Source organism: Phytobacter massiliensis JC163 (genome assembly GCF_000321045.1).
GTDB lineage: Bacteria > Pseudomonadota > Gammaproteobacteria > Enterobacterales > Enterobacteriaceae > Phytobacter_A > Phytobacter_A massiliensis.
Genome location: NZ_HE578946.1, coordinates 564,256 through 576,549, shown reverse-complemented (window position 1 = coordinate 576,549; position 12,294 = coordinate 564,256). Strand labels below are relative to the sequence as shown.

The window sequence follows — 12,294 nt, the reverse complement described above, 5'->3', positions numbered from 1 at the left end:
AGGAGCGATGATATGACGATTCAGAAGAAAGGGCAGGCCCACTGGGAAGGCGACATCAAACGCGGGAAAGGCACAGTTTCAACGGAAAGCGGCGCGCTCAGCCAGCAGCCGTACGGCTTTAACACTCGCTTTGAAGGCGCGGCGGGCACCAACCCGGAAGAGCTTATCGGCGCGGCCCACGCGGCCTGTTTCTCTATGGCGCTGTCGCTGATGCTGGGCGAAGCGGGCCATACCGCTGAAAGCATTGACACCACCGCGGTGGTCTCGCTGGACAAAGCCGGTGACGGCTTCGCCATCACCAAAATCGCCCTCAACAGCACGGTGAAAGTGCCGGGCATTGAAGAAGCGGCTTTTGACGAAATCATTCAGAAAGCCAAAGCGGGCTGCCCGGTATCACAAGTCCTCAATGCGGATATTTCGCTGGAGTACACGCTGAATTAATCCCCCAGCCCCGGGCAGGGGTTCCTGCTTTACTGGCCGCCGCGGGCGGCCTTTCTTTTATTCCATCATCCGGCGAATCAGCCGGGTAAACTGCGCCTGTTCAGCTTCGCTTAATTTGCCAAGAAACGCATTGTCCACGCCGTTACCCAGCGGCATGCTGTTTTGCAACAGCGTCTCCCCTTCTGGCGTAAGAAACAGAAAACGCCGCCGCTTATCATCAGGATCGTGCTCACGGCGCAGCAGCCCGCGCGCCTCCATACGGCTTAACATCTCCGCCAGCGTCGCTTTGGTGCTGGCAGCGACTTCGATGAGCGCGACCTGCTCTATGCCGGGGTGCTCCGCGATGGCGCGCATCACCGCATACTGCGGCTTGGTCAGGTCCGGCAGCGCCTGCTGCCAGCAGGCGGTGTGCTGCTGAAACAGGTGGCGTAGCAGATGAAACGTCTCGTTTCTTAACTCCATGAATGCTCCATCGTTGAAATCACCCCCTCATGATAGCCGCTAAACGGCGAAATTTTAACGCGCCCGGCTTGTGCAAAAAATGCGGCCCTGTGCAAACGCGATTGTCGACTTTCGAGTGAAGGAGTAATTTAAATGAAAATGTTCGTACACGAACAATTATTGAGGATATGAATGAGACTGATTATCGGAATGACGGGCGCGACCGGCGCTCCGCTGGGCGTGGCGCTATTGCAGGCGCTCCGCGCAATCCCAGATGTGGAAACGCACCTGGTCATGTCGAAATGGGCCAAAACCACCATCGAACTTGAAACGCCCTTTTCCGTTCGCGATGTCGAAGCGCTGGCGGATGTGGTTCACAGCCCGGTCAACCAGGCCGCGACAATCTCCTCCGGGTCGTTTCGTACCGACGGCATGATAATCATCCCTTGCAGCATGAAGACGCTGGCAGGCATTCGCGCAGGTTATGCCGAAGGGCTGGTTGGGCGGGCGGCCGACGTCATCCTTAAAGAGGGGCGCAAGCTGGTACTGGTGCCCCGCGAAACGCCGCTGAGCACCATCCATTTAGAGAATATGCTCGCCCTCTCCCGCATGGGCGTGGCGATGGTTCCCCCGATGCCCGCCTGGTACAACCATCCGCAAACTGCGGACGACATTGCGCAGCATATCGTCACCCGCGTGCTTGACCAGTTCGGTCTGGAGCACAACCGTGCCCGGCGCTGGGAAGGGCTAAAGGCCGCACAGAATATTTCACAGGAGAATGAAAATGGCATTTGATGATTTACGGAGCTTTCTGCAAGCCCTCGACGACCAGGGGCAACTGCTGAAAATCAGTGAAGAGGTGAACGCCGAGCCGGATCTGGCCGCCGCCGCCAACGCCACCGGGCGCATCGGCGATGGCGCGCCGGCGCTGTGGTTCGATAACATTCGCGGCTTCACCGATGCACGGGTCGCCATGAACACCATCGGCTCGTGGCAGAACCACGCCATCTCTCTGGGCCTGCCGCCCAACACGCCGGTTAAGAAACAGATTGATGAGTTTATTCGCCGCTGGGACAACTTCCCCGTCACCCCGGAACGCCGCGCTAATCCGGCATGGGCGGAAAACACCGTCGACGGCGACGCGATTAACCTGTTCGATATTCTGCCGCTGTTTCGTCTGAACGACGGCGACGGCGGGTTCTATCTGGATAAAGCCTGCGTTGTCTCCCGCGATCCGCTGGATCCGGATAACTTCGGCAAGCAGAACGTCGGCATCTACCGGATGGAAGTCAAAGGCAAGCGTAAGCTCGGCCTGCAGCCGGTGCCGATGCACGACATCGCCCTGCACCTGCATAAAGCGGAAGAGCGCGGGGAAGACCTGCCGATCGCGATTACCCTCGGCAACGATCCAATCATCACCCTGATGGGCGCCACGCCGCTGAAATACGATCAGTCGGAATATGAAATGGCGGGCGCGCTGCGTGAAAGCCCGTACCCGATCGCCACCGCGCCGCTGACCGGCTTCGATGTTCCCTGGGGTTCAGAAGTGATCCTCGAAGGGGTGATCGAAGGCCGCAAACGTGAAATCGAAGGCCCGTTCGGCGAGTTTACCGGCCACTATTCCGGCGGTCGTAATATGACCGTGGTGCGCATTGATAAAGTTTCTTATCGCACCAAACCGATCTTTGAATCCCTCTACCTCGGCATGCCGTGGACCGAAATCGACTATCTGATGGGGCCTGCCACCTGCGTGCCGCTCTATCAGCAGCTGAAAGCCGAGTTCCCGGAAGTGCAGGCGGTGAACGCCATGTACACCCACGGCCTGCTGGCGATTATCTCGACCAAAAAACGCTACGGCGGTTTTGCCCGCGCGGTTGGCCTGCGTGCGATGACCACCCCGCACGGGCTGGGCTACGTGAAGATGGTGATCATGGTGGATGAGGATGTCGATCCGTTTAACCTGCCACAGGTGATGTGGGCGCTGTCGTCGAAGGTTAACCCGGCAGGTGATCTGGTGCGGCTGCCGAATATGTCGGTACTGGAGCTGGATCCGGGTTCAAGCCCGGCGGGGATCACCGATAAGATGATCATCGACGCCACCACGCCGGTCGCGCCGGATATTCGCGGCCACTACAGCCAGCCCGTACAGGATCTGCCGGAAACCAAAGCCTGGGCTGAAAAACTGACCGCCATGCTGGCCAACCGTAAATAAGGAGTTGCAGATGATTTGTCCACGTTGTGCCGATGAGCATATTGAAGTGATGGCGCACTCGCCGGTGAAAGGGGTCTGGACGGTGTACCAGTGCCAGCATTGCCTGTACACCTGGCGTAATACCGAACCGCTGCGCCGCACCAGTCGCGAGCATTATCCGGAAGCGTTTCGTATGACGCAGAAAGATATCGACGAGGCGCCAATGGTGCCGAGCATTCCGCCGCTGCTGCCAGCAGATAAGCGCTAAGGCGAAAAGCAGGCATAAAAAAGGCCGGTCAGTTGACCGGCCTTTCTGTTTCTTAGCGCTTACTCGCGAAAGAGTGCTTCGATGTTCAGCCCCTGCGCCTGCAGGATTTCACGCAGGCGACGCAGACCTTCAACCTGAATCTGACGAACGCGTTCACGCGTCAGACCGATTTCACGACCCACATCTTCAAGGGTTGCTGCTTCGTAGCCCAGCAAGCCGAAACGACGCGCCAGCACTTCACGCTGTTTGGCGTTCAGTTCGAACAGCCATTTGACGATGCTTTGCTTCATGTCATCGTCCTGCGTGGTGTCTTCCGGGCCGTTGTCTTTTTCATCGGCCAGGATGTCCAGCAGCGCTTTTTCAGAATCACCGCCCAGCGGGGTATCCACCGAGGTGATGCGCTCGTTGAGACGCAGCATACGGCTTACGTCATCAACCGGCTTGTCGAGCTGCTCTGCAATCTCTTCCGCGCTTGGCTCGTGGTCCAGCTTATGGGACAGCTCACGTGCGGTACGCAGATAGACGTTCAGCTCTTTCACAATGTGAATCGGCAGACGAATGGTGCGGGTTTGATTCATGATCGCCCGCTCAATAGTCTGTCGAATCCACCAGGTCGCATACGTAGAGAAACGGAAGCCGCGCTCGGGGTCAAATTTCTCAACCGCACGAATCAGGCCCAGGTTCCCTTCTTCAATCAGATCCAGCAGCGCCAGACCACGATTGCTGTATCGACGGGCAATTTTCACCACCAGACGCAAGTTACTTTCAATCATGCGGCGGCGCGAAGCGACATCGCCACGCAGAGCGCGACGGGCAAAATAGACTTCTTCTTCGGCCGTTAATAACGGAGAATAACCAATCTCTCCGAGATACAGTTGAGTCGCGTCCAGCACACGCTGGGTCGCACCCTGCGATAACAGCTCCTCTTCGGCCAGGTCGTTATCACTGGGTTCCTCTTCAACTAAGGCTTTTTCATCAAAAGCCTCTACTCCGTTCTCATCAAATTCCGCATCTTCATTTAGATCATGAACTTTCAGCGTATTCTGACTCATAAGGTGGCTCCTACCCGTGATCCCTGAGTAAAGCACTTAAAGTGTCTTCATTCAGACAGTTACAGCGGCATCTGCGCACGCTGTAAGGTCATAAATAAGGAACCTTCAACTACTTTACCGATTTATCGCTGCGGCAAATAACGCAGCGGGTTGACGGATTTCCCCTTGTAACGAATTTCAAAATGCAAGCGTGTAGAGCTGGTTCCGGAGCTACCCATGGTTGCTATTTTTTGCCCCGCCTTAACTTCTTGTTGTTCCCGGACCAGCATCGTATCGTTATGGGCGTAGGCACTCAGGTAATCATCGTTGTGTTTGATGATGATAAGATTACCGTAACCGCGCAGCGCGTTACCGGCATATACAACGCGCCCATCTGCGGTCGCGACGATAGCCTGCCCTTTGCTGCCTGCGATATCGATACCTTTGTTGCCACCTTCGGTTGCAGAGAAGTTATCGATAACGTTGCCCTCAGTCGGCCAGCGCCATATAGCAATCGGCGTGCTGGTTGTCGTACTGCTGACAGTCGGTTCGGTTGTGCTGACAGATGGAGCCGTAACAGGCGCTGTGACGGGTGTCGCAGGCTTATTGTTCGGCAACATTTTGTTAGCACTTTGTTCACCTGAGTCCTCAGAATACGTAATTGTCGGTTTTGAAGCAACAACCACGGTGGAATTTTGCGCAGGTTTTGAGACTATTCCTTGTGCAGAAGCATCAGCCTGAGTGATTGCATTTCCGCCAGTTATTGGCGTACCTGATGCATTCCCTACCTGTAGCGTTTGCCCGACAGTCAGGCCATACGGGGCCTGAACGTTATTCCGCTGTGCTAAATCACGGAAATCGTTCCCGGTGATCCAGGCGATATAGAATAGAGTATCCCCGCGCTTGACGGTGTAGGTACTGCCGCCGGTATAGCTTCCTTTCGGAATATTCCCATACTGACGATTGTAAACAATACGTCCGTTAGCGGTTTCAACAGGCTGTTGCGCGACGGGTTGCGTCTGCGTCGGCTGGACGACCGGCGCCTGAACCGGCGGCGGCTGAATCGGCTGCGATTGTGGCTGTGCGCTCATTTGCGACGGCGGCGTGATTAACATCCCGGAATTGGTGCTGGGCGTCGTACTGCCGTTAACGGAACTGACCGGCGCAGGCGGATTGCCGGAACTGGTACAGCCTGCCAGCCAGAGTGAAACCAGTGATAATGCCGCAACACGGCTTACGGTGAATTTAGGGCTTCCCGTGCTCATTTATCCCCCAGGAATGTTTTAGCTACCAATGACTTAAAAAGGACCGTGTCGGAACAGGCAAATTTGCCCACCATACGCTGAAACGGCGGCATTAACCCAGGAAAAATCTGTTTCTCAGGCCAGCTCGCCTTTCACCAGCGGAACAAAACGCACGTCTTCCACGGTATCGATGATAAATTCGCCTCCCCGCCGACGAACACGCTTTAACTGCTGGTGTTCGTCGCCCACGGGTAAAACGAGAATGCCGCCTTCGTCCAGTTGCGACATGAGCGCTGCCGGAATTTCCGGCGGCGCGGCGGTCACGATAATGGCGTCGAACGGGGCGCGAGCCTGCCAACCCTGCCAGCCATCGCCGTGACGTGTTGAAACATTGTGTAAATCAAGTTGTTTGAGCCGTCGACGCGCCTGCCACTGCAGGCCTTTGATACGCTCGACGGTACAAACATGATGCACCAGATGCGCCAGTATGGCGGTCTGGTAGCCGGAACCGGTGCCAATTTCCAGCACCCGCGACTGCGGCGTCAGCTCCAGCAGCTCCGTCATGCGCGCCACCATATAGGGCTGTGAGATGGTCTGCCCCTGACCGATGGGCAGCGCAACGTTATCCCAGGCCTTGTGCTCAAACGCCTCATCAATAAATTTTTCGCGCGGCACCCGCGACAGTGCCTCCAGAACGTGCTCGTCCTGAATCCCCTGGGCGCGTAATTGAGAAAGAAGTGTCTGGACGCGTCCGTTTACCATTGCGAACTTACTCCAGCGCGATCCAGCCAGCCCGAAACCACCTCATGGGCGCTGTAGGCGGTTAAGTCGACGTGCAGCGGCGTGACGGAGACATAGCCTTCATCGACGGCGGCGAAGTCGGTATCCGGCCCCGCATCGTGTTTCTCCCCCGGCGGCCCTATCCAGTAGAGCGTATTGCCGCGCGGGTCCTGCTGCGGGATGACTTTATCCGCCGGATGACGGCTGCCGCAGCGGGTAACCCGAATGCCTTTGATGTCGCTAAGCGGCAGGTCAGGCACATTGATATTCAGTATCCGTCCGGTACGCAGCGGCTCGCGCGACAGGGCGCGCAGAATAGAACAGGTGACCGCCGCCGCGGTATCGTAGTGGGTCTGCCCATTGAGCGACACCGCCAGCGCCGGAAAGCCAAGATGCCGTCCTTCCATCGCCGCAGCGACGGTGCCAGAGTAGATAACGTCGTCGCCCAGATTGGGCCCGGCGTTAATACCCGAGACCACCACATCCGGGCGGGGGCGCATCAGCGCGTTAACGCCCAAAAAGACGCAGTCGGTCGGCGTGCCCATCTGGACGGCGATATCGCCGTTATCAAAGGTGAAAGTTCTGAGCGAGGATTCAAGCGTGAGCGAGTTGGACGCGCCGCTGCGGTTACGATCGGGAGCGACTACCTGCACCTCGGCAAACTCCCGCAGGGCACTGGCCAGCGTCTGAATACCTGGCGCGTGAATCCCGTCATCGTTACTCAGCAATATTCGCATAGTCACCCAATGTATTGATCGTTTCTCTTACTACGCTGGTGGCGAAGCTACCTGCCGGTAGCCAGAAGCGTAACTCGACGGTTACGTCATCCCACCAGTTCCAGCTAAGCTGTTGCGGAAAAAGCAGCATCGCGCGGCGGGCGGCTTCGACTTTTTCCCGTACCAGAAGATGCTGTAATTCAGGCATATCAGCAATGGCGGCCTGTTCAAAGGCCAGCGCGTCACGCTGGGTGCCCCACTCGCCGGAGCCCGGCAGCGCCGCGGTAATCAGCAGCGCCTGCCCATCAACGCGGGCCTGTAATTCTTCACGCTCTTCCGGGGTGGCAACGAACCAGCTCCCGCGCCCGGATAATTGTAGCGCATCGCCGTCAACAACTTGATTAAAGTCCGGTTTTTTCAACCGCTCGCTGACTATCTGATTAAACAACGCGCTACGCGCCGCCGACAACCAGAAACTGCGCTTATTGCGATCGCGCACCGGCGTATCGCTCTGCGCCCAGCGCAGCGCACCCTGCAAGTTACTGCCGCCGATGCCGAAGCGCTGTGCGCCAAAATAGTTTGGCACCCCGTGCTGGCTAATGGCATGAAGACGGGCGTCGACATCCGCGCGATCGCTCACTTCACGCAGCACCAGCGTAAAGCTGTTGCCTTTAAGCGCGCCTAAACGCAGCTTACGCTTATGACGCGCGTATTCCAGCACCTGACAGCCTTCAAGCTGAAACGCGCTTAAGTCCGGCATCTCTTTGCCCGGCACCCGCGCGCAGAGCCACTGTTCGGTGACGGCCTGTTTGTCCTTCTGCCCGGCGAAGCTCACTTCGCGGGCGTGTATTTTAAGGAATTTTGCCAGCGCGTCGGCAACAAAACGGGTATTGCAGCCGTTTTTCAGAATTCGTACAAGGATATGTTCGCCTTCGCCATCGGGGGCGAAGCCTAAATCCTCGGTTACCACGAAATCTTCCGGGCTGGCTTTTAACAGACCGCTGCCCGCCGGTTTACCGTGCAGCCAGGTGAGATTATCGAACGCCGTCATTTTGCCGCCTTCACCAGTAAGGCAACCGCTTCGCAGGCGATACCTTCACCGCGCCCGGTAAAACCCAGCTTTTCTGTCGTGGTGGCCTTAACGTTGACATCATCCATATGGCAACCGAGATCTTCGGCGATAAAGACGCGCATCTGCGGAATGTGCGGCAGCATTTTCGGCGCCTGAGCGATGATTGTGACATCGACATTGCCAAGGGTGTAGCCTTTCGCCTGAATACGCCGCCAGGCTTCACGCAGCAGCGCGCGGCTGTCCGCACCCTTGAACGCGGGATCGGTGTCGGGAAACAGTTTGCCGATATCGCCCAGCGCCGCAGCGCCAAGCAGCGCGTCGGTTAGCGCGTGCAGCGCCACATCACCGTCGGAGTGCGCCAGCAGCCCTTTTTCCCAGGGAATGCGCACGCCGCCAATAATAATCGGGCCTTCGCCGCCGAATGCGTGTACGTCAAAACCGTGTCCAATGCGCATTATGATGTCTCCAGGTCTGCTGAATGGGTGAGATAAAATTGAGCAAGCTGTAAGTCTTCTGGCCGCGTAACTTTGATGTTATCCGCGCGCCCGGCGATAAGCTCAGGGTGGTAGCCGCAATACTCCAGCGCCGAGGCTTCATCGGTGATGGTGGCGCCTTCGTCGAGCGCCCGCGTCAGGCAGTCGTGCAGCAGTTGATGGGGGAAAAATTGCGGCGTCAGCGCGTGCCAGAGGTCGTTGCGCTCAACGGTATGGGCAATGGCGTGTTTACCCGGCTCGGCGCGCTTCATGGTGTCGCGCACCGGGGCGGCGAGAATGCCGCCGACGCGGCTGGTGGCGCGCAATGCCAGCAGCCGGTTGAGATCGTCCTGATGCAGGCAGGGACGCGCGGCGTCATGCACCAGCACCCACTGGGCCCCCTGCGCCGCTTTCAGCCCCGCCAGCACGGAGTCGGCGCGCTCTGCCCCCCCCTCCACGACGGTTATCGCGGGGTGCTGCGCCAGCGGCAGCTGTGCGAAACGCGCATCGCCGGGGCTGACGGCGATAATCACCTGCCCCACCTGCGGGTTACGCAATAACGCCGCGACCGCGTGTTCGAGGATCGTTTTATCGCCAATGGAAAGATACTGCTTGGGACATTCCGTCTGCATGCGGCGGCCAAATCCGGCGGCCGGCACCACGGCACAAACGTCCGGAATTCTTGCTGCCATGTCTTAAGCCCGGGATTGTTTATCGATTATTTTGTGTGTTCTGTATGGACCCCTGGTTGCGTTTGGACGCGTCAGGCACCAGACGATAGAAGGTCTCGCCCGGTTTGGTCATCGTTAATTCATTACGCGCGCGTTCCTCAATCGCCTCCTGGCCGCCATTGAGATCGTCAATTTCAGCAAAGAGTTGATCGTTGCGCGCTTTTAATTTGGCGTTTGTCGCCTGCTGTGCGGCGACATCTTCGCTGACCCGGCTGTAGTCATGAAGCCCGTTCTTGCCGAACCACAGCGAGTACTGCAGCCAGACCAGCAAAGCCAGCAATAGCAGCGTTAGTTTACCCATCCTGCCCCCTGAAAAACGGCAACATCATCCCATAACTTTTTCGCAGACTCCACACCGGGGCCGGGTTATACCGCGTCACCGCGACAGAATGTAGCATAGTTAACGCGCTTTCCGTAGGGCTGAACGCCGGACACATCGTCTTAATGTGAGTTACGGTTTGAAGTATGAACGCCTTTACCCCATCAGCCACATAAAGAGCGCGCCGAACATGGCGACCACCACCAGGGCGGTAATGATCGCGCTGAAAATCAGTTTGCCATTGGCAAGAGAGTGGAGGGCGATGCCGACCACTACAGAGACAGGCATCAGCGCCAGAAAGAAAGGCCAGGTATACAGAAACAGGAACAGCGTATTGGAGCCGTACAGCATAAACGGGATCGATAGCGCCAGTAGCCATGCGACAAAGCCCACAATGGCCCCAGGCAGGGACCAGGTGGTTTCTTCGCTGGTCGTGATGGAATCCGACCGGGAGAAAGTGATGTTCTGACTATTACGCATATCTGATCCCATTGCCTGACTGTCCGGCGAGGCTGGATACGCCACGCATTCAGCGTATCCCCGGTACTGTCTCAGGATCTGATAATATCGTCCCGTCTCATGAGGTCTAATAATTGACTCACCAAATTTGTTACTAATTGTTCACCTGCCAGGTGAACATCCGGCGATTCAGGCGCTTCGTATACCGCGTCGATACCGGTGAAGTTTTTCAGCTCTCCGGCGCGCGCTTTTTTGTACAGCCCTTTCGGGTCGCGCGCTTCGCAGATAGCCAGCGGCGTATCAACGAAGACTTCGATAAAGCGCCCCTCGCCCAGACGTTCGCGCACCATCTGGCGCTCGGCGCGGTGGGGGGAAATAAAGGCGGTCAGCACCACCAGTCCGGCGTCCACCATCAGGCGGGCCACCTCCCCCACCCGGCGAATATTTTCCCGCCGGTCGTCATCGGTAAAGCCAAGATCGTTACATAAGCCGTGGCGCACGTTATCGCCGTCCAGCAGATAGGTGCTCACGCCGAGCTTATGCAGCGCCTCCTCCAGCGCCCCTGCCACGGTAGATTTCCCGGAGCCGGAAAGGCCGGTGAACCACAGCACAACCCCCCGGTGACCGTGGAGCTGTTCGCGGGCGCTGGCCGTTACCGGATGGGCGTGCCAGACGACGTTCTCGTCATGCTCCGCCATTACTGGCCTCCCAGCAGATCGCGCGCGCCCCAGTGCGGGAAGTGTTTGCGAACCAGCTGATTAAGCTCCAGTTCAAAAGCGCTGAACTGCGACGGCGCGGTATCAGCCTGCTGGTGCACTTCACGCACCATGCCTGCGCCAACCGTAACGTTGGTCAGCCGGTCGATGAAGATAAGACCGCCGGTTACCGGATTCTGCTGGTAAGGGTCAAGAGTAAGGGGCTCATCAAAAGTCAGATTGACCAGGCCGATGCCGTTTAGCGGCAGCGCCTCCACTTCCCGCTGGGTCAGGTTGTTGATATCCACCTGGTACTGAATCGCGTCCACGCGGGCGCGGGTTTTCTTGCCGGCGATTTTGACATCAAAACTCTGCCCCGGCGACAGCGGCTGCTCCGCCATCCACACCACGTCCAGCGCGGCGCTCTGTACCGCAGGCACCGTCTCCTGGGCGTCCAGAATCAGGTCGCCGCGGCTGATGTCGATCTCATCTTTCAGCACGAGGGTAATGGCTTCACCCGCGTAAGCTTCCTGTAGATCGCCGTCAAAGGTGACGATGCGCGCTACGGTGGATTCAACGCCGGACGGCAGGGCTTTAATGCGCTGCCCTACCCTGACGCTACCGGAGGCCAGGGTGCCGGAAAAGCCACGGAAATCGAGGTTCGGACGGTTGACGTACTGCACCGGGAAGCGCATCGGCTGGCTTTCCACCACCCGCTGGACCTCAACGGTTTCCAGCACTTCCAGCAGCGTCGGGCCGCTATACCAGGCCATGTTATCGCTCTGGCTGGCGACGTTATCGCCTTCCAGCGCCGACAGCGGCACAAAACGGATATCCAGGTTGCCCGGCAGCTGCTCGGCAAAGGTGAGGTAATCTTCACGGATACGGTTAAAAGTCTGCTCGCTAAAGGAGACCAGATCCATTTTATTGACCGCTACCACCAGGTGCTTAATCCCCAGCAGGGTGGAGATAAAGCTGTGGCGGCGGGTCTGATCGAGCACGCCTTTACGGGCGTCGATCAGCAGGATCGCTAAGTCGCAGGTGGAAGCGCCCGTCGCCATATTGCGGGTGTACTGCTCGTGCCCCGGCGTGTCGGCGATGATAAATTTCCGCTTCTCGGTGGAGAAGTAGCGATAGGCCACGTCGATGGTGATCCCCTGCTCGCGCTCGGCCTGGAGGCCATCCACCAGCAGCGCCAGATCCAGTTTTTCGCCCTGGGTGCCGTGGCGCTTGCTGTCATTGTGCAGCGTAGAGAGCTGATCTTCGTAAATCTGACGGGTATCGTGCAGCAGACGGCCAATCAGCGTACTTTTGCCGTCGTCGACGCTGCCGCAGGTCAGAAAGCGCAGCAGGCTTTTATGCTGTTGCGCGTGCAGGTATGCTTCGACGCCGCCTTCGTTAGCAATTTGTTGGGCGATAGTGGTGTTCATGGC

General features: G+C 57.9%; 17 protein-coding genes. 5 read left to right on the top strand and 12 right to left on the bottom strand.

The window, feature by feature from the left end:
- The first annotated feature begins 12 nt into the window (after nt 1-12).
- The gene (locus ENTHG_RS13130) at nt 13-441 is read left to right on the top strand and encodes an OsmC family protein (protein ID WP_044180358.1); all 429 of its coding nucleotides are present in this window, start codon (nt 13-15) and stop codon (nt 439-441) included.
- 57 nt (nt 442-498) lie between these two features.
- Here the strand turns inward: ENTHG_RS13130 and ENTHG_RS13125 are convergent, their stop codons facing one another.
- A complete protein-coding gene (locus tag ENTHG_RS13125) occupies nt 499-903 on the bottom strand; it encodes a MarR family winged helix-turn-helix transcriptional regulator (RefSeq protein ID WP_044180355.1) in 405 nt (134 codons plus the stop codon).
- 171 nt (nt 904-1,074) lie between these two features.
- On the opposite strand from ENTHG_RS13125, the gene ENTHG_RS13120 reads away from it, so the two are divergent.
- From ENTHG_RS13120 to ENTHG_RS13110, 3 genes are read left to right on the top strand one after another with little or no spacing between them, the layout of a single operon-like run.
- Nucleotides 1,075-1,677 carry a non-oxidative hydroxyarylic acid decarboxylases subunit B gene (locus ENTHG_RS13120; RefSeq protein WP_044180353.1) on the top strand — a complete coding sequence of 201 codons (603 nt, stop codon included), beginning with the start codon at nt 1,075-1,077 and terminating at the stop codon, nt 1,675-1,677.
- Nucleotides 1,667-3,094 (top strand): non-oxidative hydroxyarylic acid decarboxylases subunit C, encoded by a 1,428-nt coding sequence (locus tag ENTHG_RS13115; protein ID WP_044180351.1) that lies wholly within the window; start codon nt 1,667-1,669, stop codon nt 3,092-3,094. The genes ENTHG_RS13120 and ENTHG_RS13115 overlap by 11 nt, the downstream gene beginning before the upstream one ends.
- A 10-nt stretch (nt 3,095-3,104) precedes the next feature.
- Nucleotides 3,105-3,341 carry a non-oxidative hydroxyarylic acid decarboxylases subunit D gene (locus ENTHG_RS13110; RefSeq protein WP_044180349.1) on the top strand — a complete coding sequence of 79 codons (237 nt, stop codon included), beginning with the start codon at nt 3,105-3,107 and terminating at the stop codon, nt 3,339-3,341.
- Between the two features lie 59 nt (nt 3,342-3,400).
- Here ENTHG_RS13110 and rpoS read toward each other — a convergent pair whose 3' ends face one another.
- Nucleotides 3,401-4,393, bottom strand: a complete 993-nt coding sequence (rpoS, locus tag ENTHG_RS13105) for an RNA polymerase sigma factor RpoS (protein ID WP_044180346.1) — start codon at nt 4,391-4,393, stop codon at nt 3,401-3,403.
- Nucleotides 4,394-4,515: 122 nt separating this feature from the next.
- On the bottom strand, nt 4,516-5,586 hold the full coding sequence (gene nlpD, locus ENTHG_RS13100) for a murein hydrolase activator NlpD (protein WP_237567490.1): 1,071 nt from the start codon (nt 5,584-5,586) through the stop codon (nt 4,516-4,518).
- Here nlpD and ENTHG_RS26035 point away from each other — a divergent pair.
- Nucleotides 5,528-5,659 carry a peptidase gene (locus ENTHG_RS26035; protein ID WP_237567489.1) on the top strand — a complete coding sequence of 44 codons (132 nt, stop codon included), beginning with the start codon at nt 5,528-5,530 and terminating at the stop codon, nt 5,657-5,659. The genes nlpD and ENTHG_RS26035 overlap by 59 nt on opposite strands.
- A 92-nt stretch (nt 5,660-5,751) precedes the next feature.
- Here ENTHG_RS26035 and ENTHG_RS13095 read toward each other — a convergent pair whose 3' ends face one another.
- The 9 genes from ENTHG_RS13095 to cysN form a co-directional block, all read right to left on the bottom strand.
- Nucleotides 5,752-6,378 carry a protein-L-isoaspartate(D-aspartate) O-methyltransferase gene (locus tag ENTHG_RS13095; protein ID WP_044180343.1) on the bottom strand — a complete coding sequence of 209 codons (627 nt, stop codon included), beginning with the start codon at nt 6,376-6,378 and terminating at the stop codon, nt 5,752-5,754.
- Nucleotides 6,372-7,133, bottom strand: coding sequence for a 5'/3'-nucleotidase SurE (gene surE / locus ENTHG_RS13090; protein WP_044180342.1), 762 nt, complete (start codon nt 7,131-7,133; stop codon nt 6,372-6,374). Before surE ends, ENTHG_RS13095 begins: the two co-directional genes overlap by 7 nt.
- Nucleotides 7,114-8,163: a tRNA pseudouridine(13) synthase TruD gene (gene truD, locus ENTHG_RS13085; RefSeq protein WP_044180340.1), complete on the bottom strand. Its 1,050-nt coding sequence runs from the start codon at nt 8,161-8,163 to the stop codon at nt 7,114-7,116. Before truD ends, surE begins: the two co-directional genes overlap by 20 nt.
- Entirely contained in the window at nt 8,160-8,639 is a 480-nt protein-coding gene (gene ispF / locus ENTHG_RS13080) for a 2-C-methyl-D-erythritol 2,4-cyclodiphosphate synthase (RefSeq protein ID WP_044180338.1), read from the bottom strand. The genes truD and ispF overlap by 4 nt, the downstream gene beginning before the upstream one ends.
- The gene (gene ispD, locus ENTHG_RS13075) at nt 8,639-9,349 is read right to left on the bottom strand and encodes a 2-C-methyl-D-erythritol 4-phosphate cytidylyltransferase (protein ID WP_044180336.1); all 711 of its coding nucleotides are present in this window, start codon (nt 9,347-9,349) and stop codon (nt 8,639-8,641) included. Before ispD ends, ispF begins: the two co-directional genes overlap by 1 nt.
- A 19-nt stretch (nt 9,350-9,368) precedes the next feature.
- Nucleotides 9,369-9,689: a cell division protein FtsB gene (ftsB, locus tag ENTHG_RS13070; RefSeq protein WP_044180334.1), complete on the bottom strand. Its 321-nt coding sequence runs from the start codon at nt 9,687-9,689 to the stop codon at nt 9,369-9,371.
- 174 nt (nt 9,690-9,863) lie between these two features.
- On the bottom strand, nt 9,864-10,187 hold the full coding sequence (locus ENTHG_RS13065; RefSeq protein WP_044180332.1) for a DUF3561 family protein: 324 nt from the start codon (nt 10,185-10,187) through the stop codon (nt 9,864-9,866).
- 71 nt (nt 10,188-10,258) lie between these two features.
- Nucleotides 10,259-10,864 (bottom strand): adenylyl-sulfate kinase, encoded by a 606-nt coding sequence (gene cysC, locus ENTHG_RS13060; RefSeq protein ID WP_044180330.1) that lies wholly within the window; start codon nt 10,862-10,864, stop codon nt 10,259-10,261.
- The gene (gene cysN / locus ENTHG_RS13055) at nt 10,864-12,291 is read right to left on the bottom strand and encodes a sulfate adenylyltransferase subunit CysN (protein WP_044180328.1); all 1,428 of its coding nucleotides are present in this window, start codon (nt 12,289-12,291) and stop codon (nt 10,864-10,866) included. Before cysN ends, cysC begins: the two co-directional genes overlap by 1 nt.
- Between the last annotated feature and the right edge of the window lie 3 nt (nt 12,292-12,294).

Excerpts from the sequence above, each read along its gene's own strand:
- rpoS (WP_044180346.1), bottom strand. The coding sequence starts at position 4,393 with ATGAGTCAGAATACGCTGAAAGTTCATGATCTAAATGAAGATGCGGAA.
- ENTHG_RS13120 (WP_044180353.1), top strand. The coding sequence starts at position 1,075 with ATGAGACTGATTATCGGAATGACGGGCGCGACCGGCGCTCCGCTGGGC.
- ENTHG_RS13110 (WP_044180349.1), top strand. The coding sequence starts at position 3,105 with ATGATTTGTCCACGTTGTGCCGATGAGCATATTGAAGTGATGGCGCAC.
- ENTHG_RS13125 (WP_044180355.1), bottom strand. The coding sequence starts at position 903 with ATGGAGTTAAGAAACGAGACGTTTCATCTGCTACGCCACCTGTTTCAG.
- truD (WP_044180340.1), bottom strand. The coding sequence starts at position 8,163 with ATGACGGCGTTCGATAATCTCACCTGGCTGCACGGTAAACCGGCGGGC.
- ispD (WP_044180336.1), bottom strand. The coding sequence starts at position 9,349 with ATGGCAGCAAGAATTCCGGACGTTTGTGCCGTGGTGCCGGCCGCCGGA.
- ftsB (WP_044180334.1), bottom strand. The coding sequence starts at position 9,689 with ATGGGTAAACTAACGCTGCTATTGCTGGCTTTGCTGGTCTGGCTGCAG.
- surE (WP_044180342.1), bottom strand. The coding sequence starts at position 7,133 with ATGCGAATATTGCTGAGTAACGATGACGGGATTCACGCGCCAGGTATT.
- cysC (WP_044180330.1), bottom strand. The coding sequence starts at position 10,864 with ATGGCGGAGCATGACGAGAACGTCGTCTGGCACGCCCATCCGGTAACG.
- ENTHG_RS13095 (WP_044180343.1), bottom strand. The coding sequence starts at position 6,378 with ATGGTAAACGGACGCGTCCAGACACTTCTTTCTCAATTACGCGCCCAG.
- ENTHG_RS13130 (WP_044180358.1), top strand. The coding sequence starts at position 13 with ATGACGATTCAGAAGAAAGGGCAGGCCCACTGGGAAGGCGACATCAAA.
- ENTHG_RS13115 (WP_044180351.1), top strand. The coding sequence starts at position 1,667 with ATGGCATTTGATGATTTACGGAGCTTTCTGCAAGCCCTCGACGACCAG.
- cysN (WP_044180328.1), bottom strand. The coding sequence starts at position 12,291 with ATGAACACCACTATCGCCCAACAAATTGCTAACGAAGGCGGCGTCGAA.
- ENTHG_RS13065 (WP_044180332.1), bottom strand. The coding sequence starts at position 10,187 with ATGCGTAATAGTCAGAACATCACTTTCTCCCGGTCGGATTCCATCACG.
- ispF (WP_044180338.1), bottom strand. The coding sequence starts at position 8,639 with ATGCGCATTGGACACGGTTTTGACGTACACGCATTCGGCGGCGAAGGC.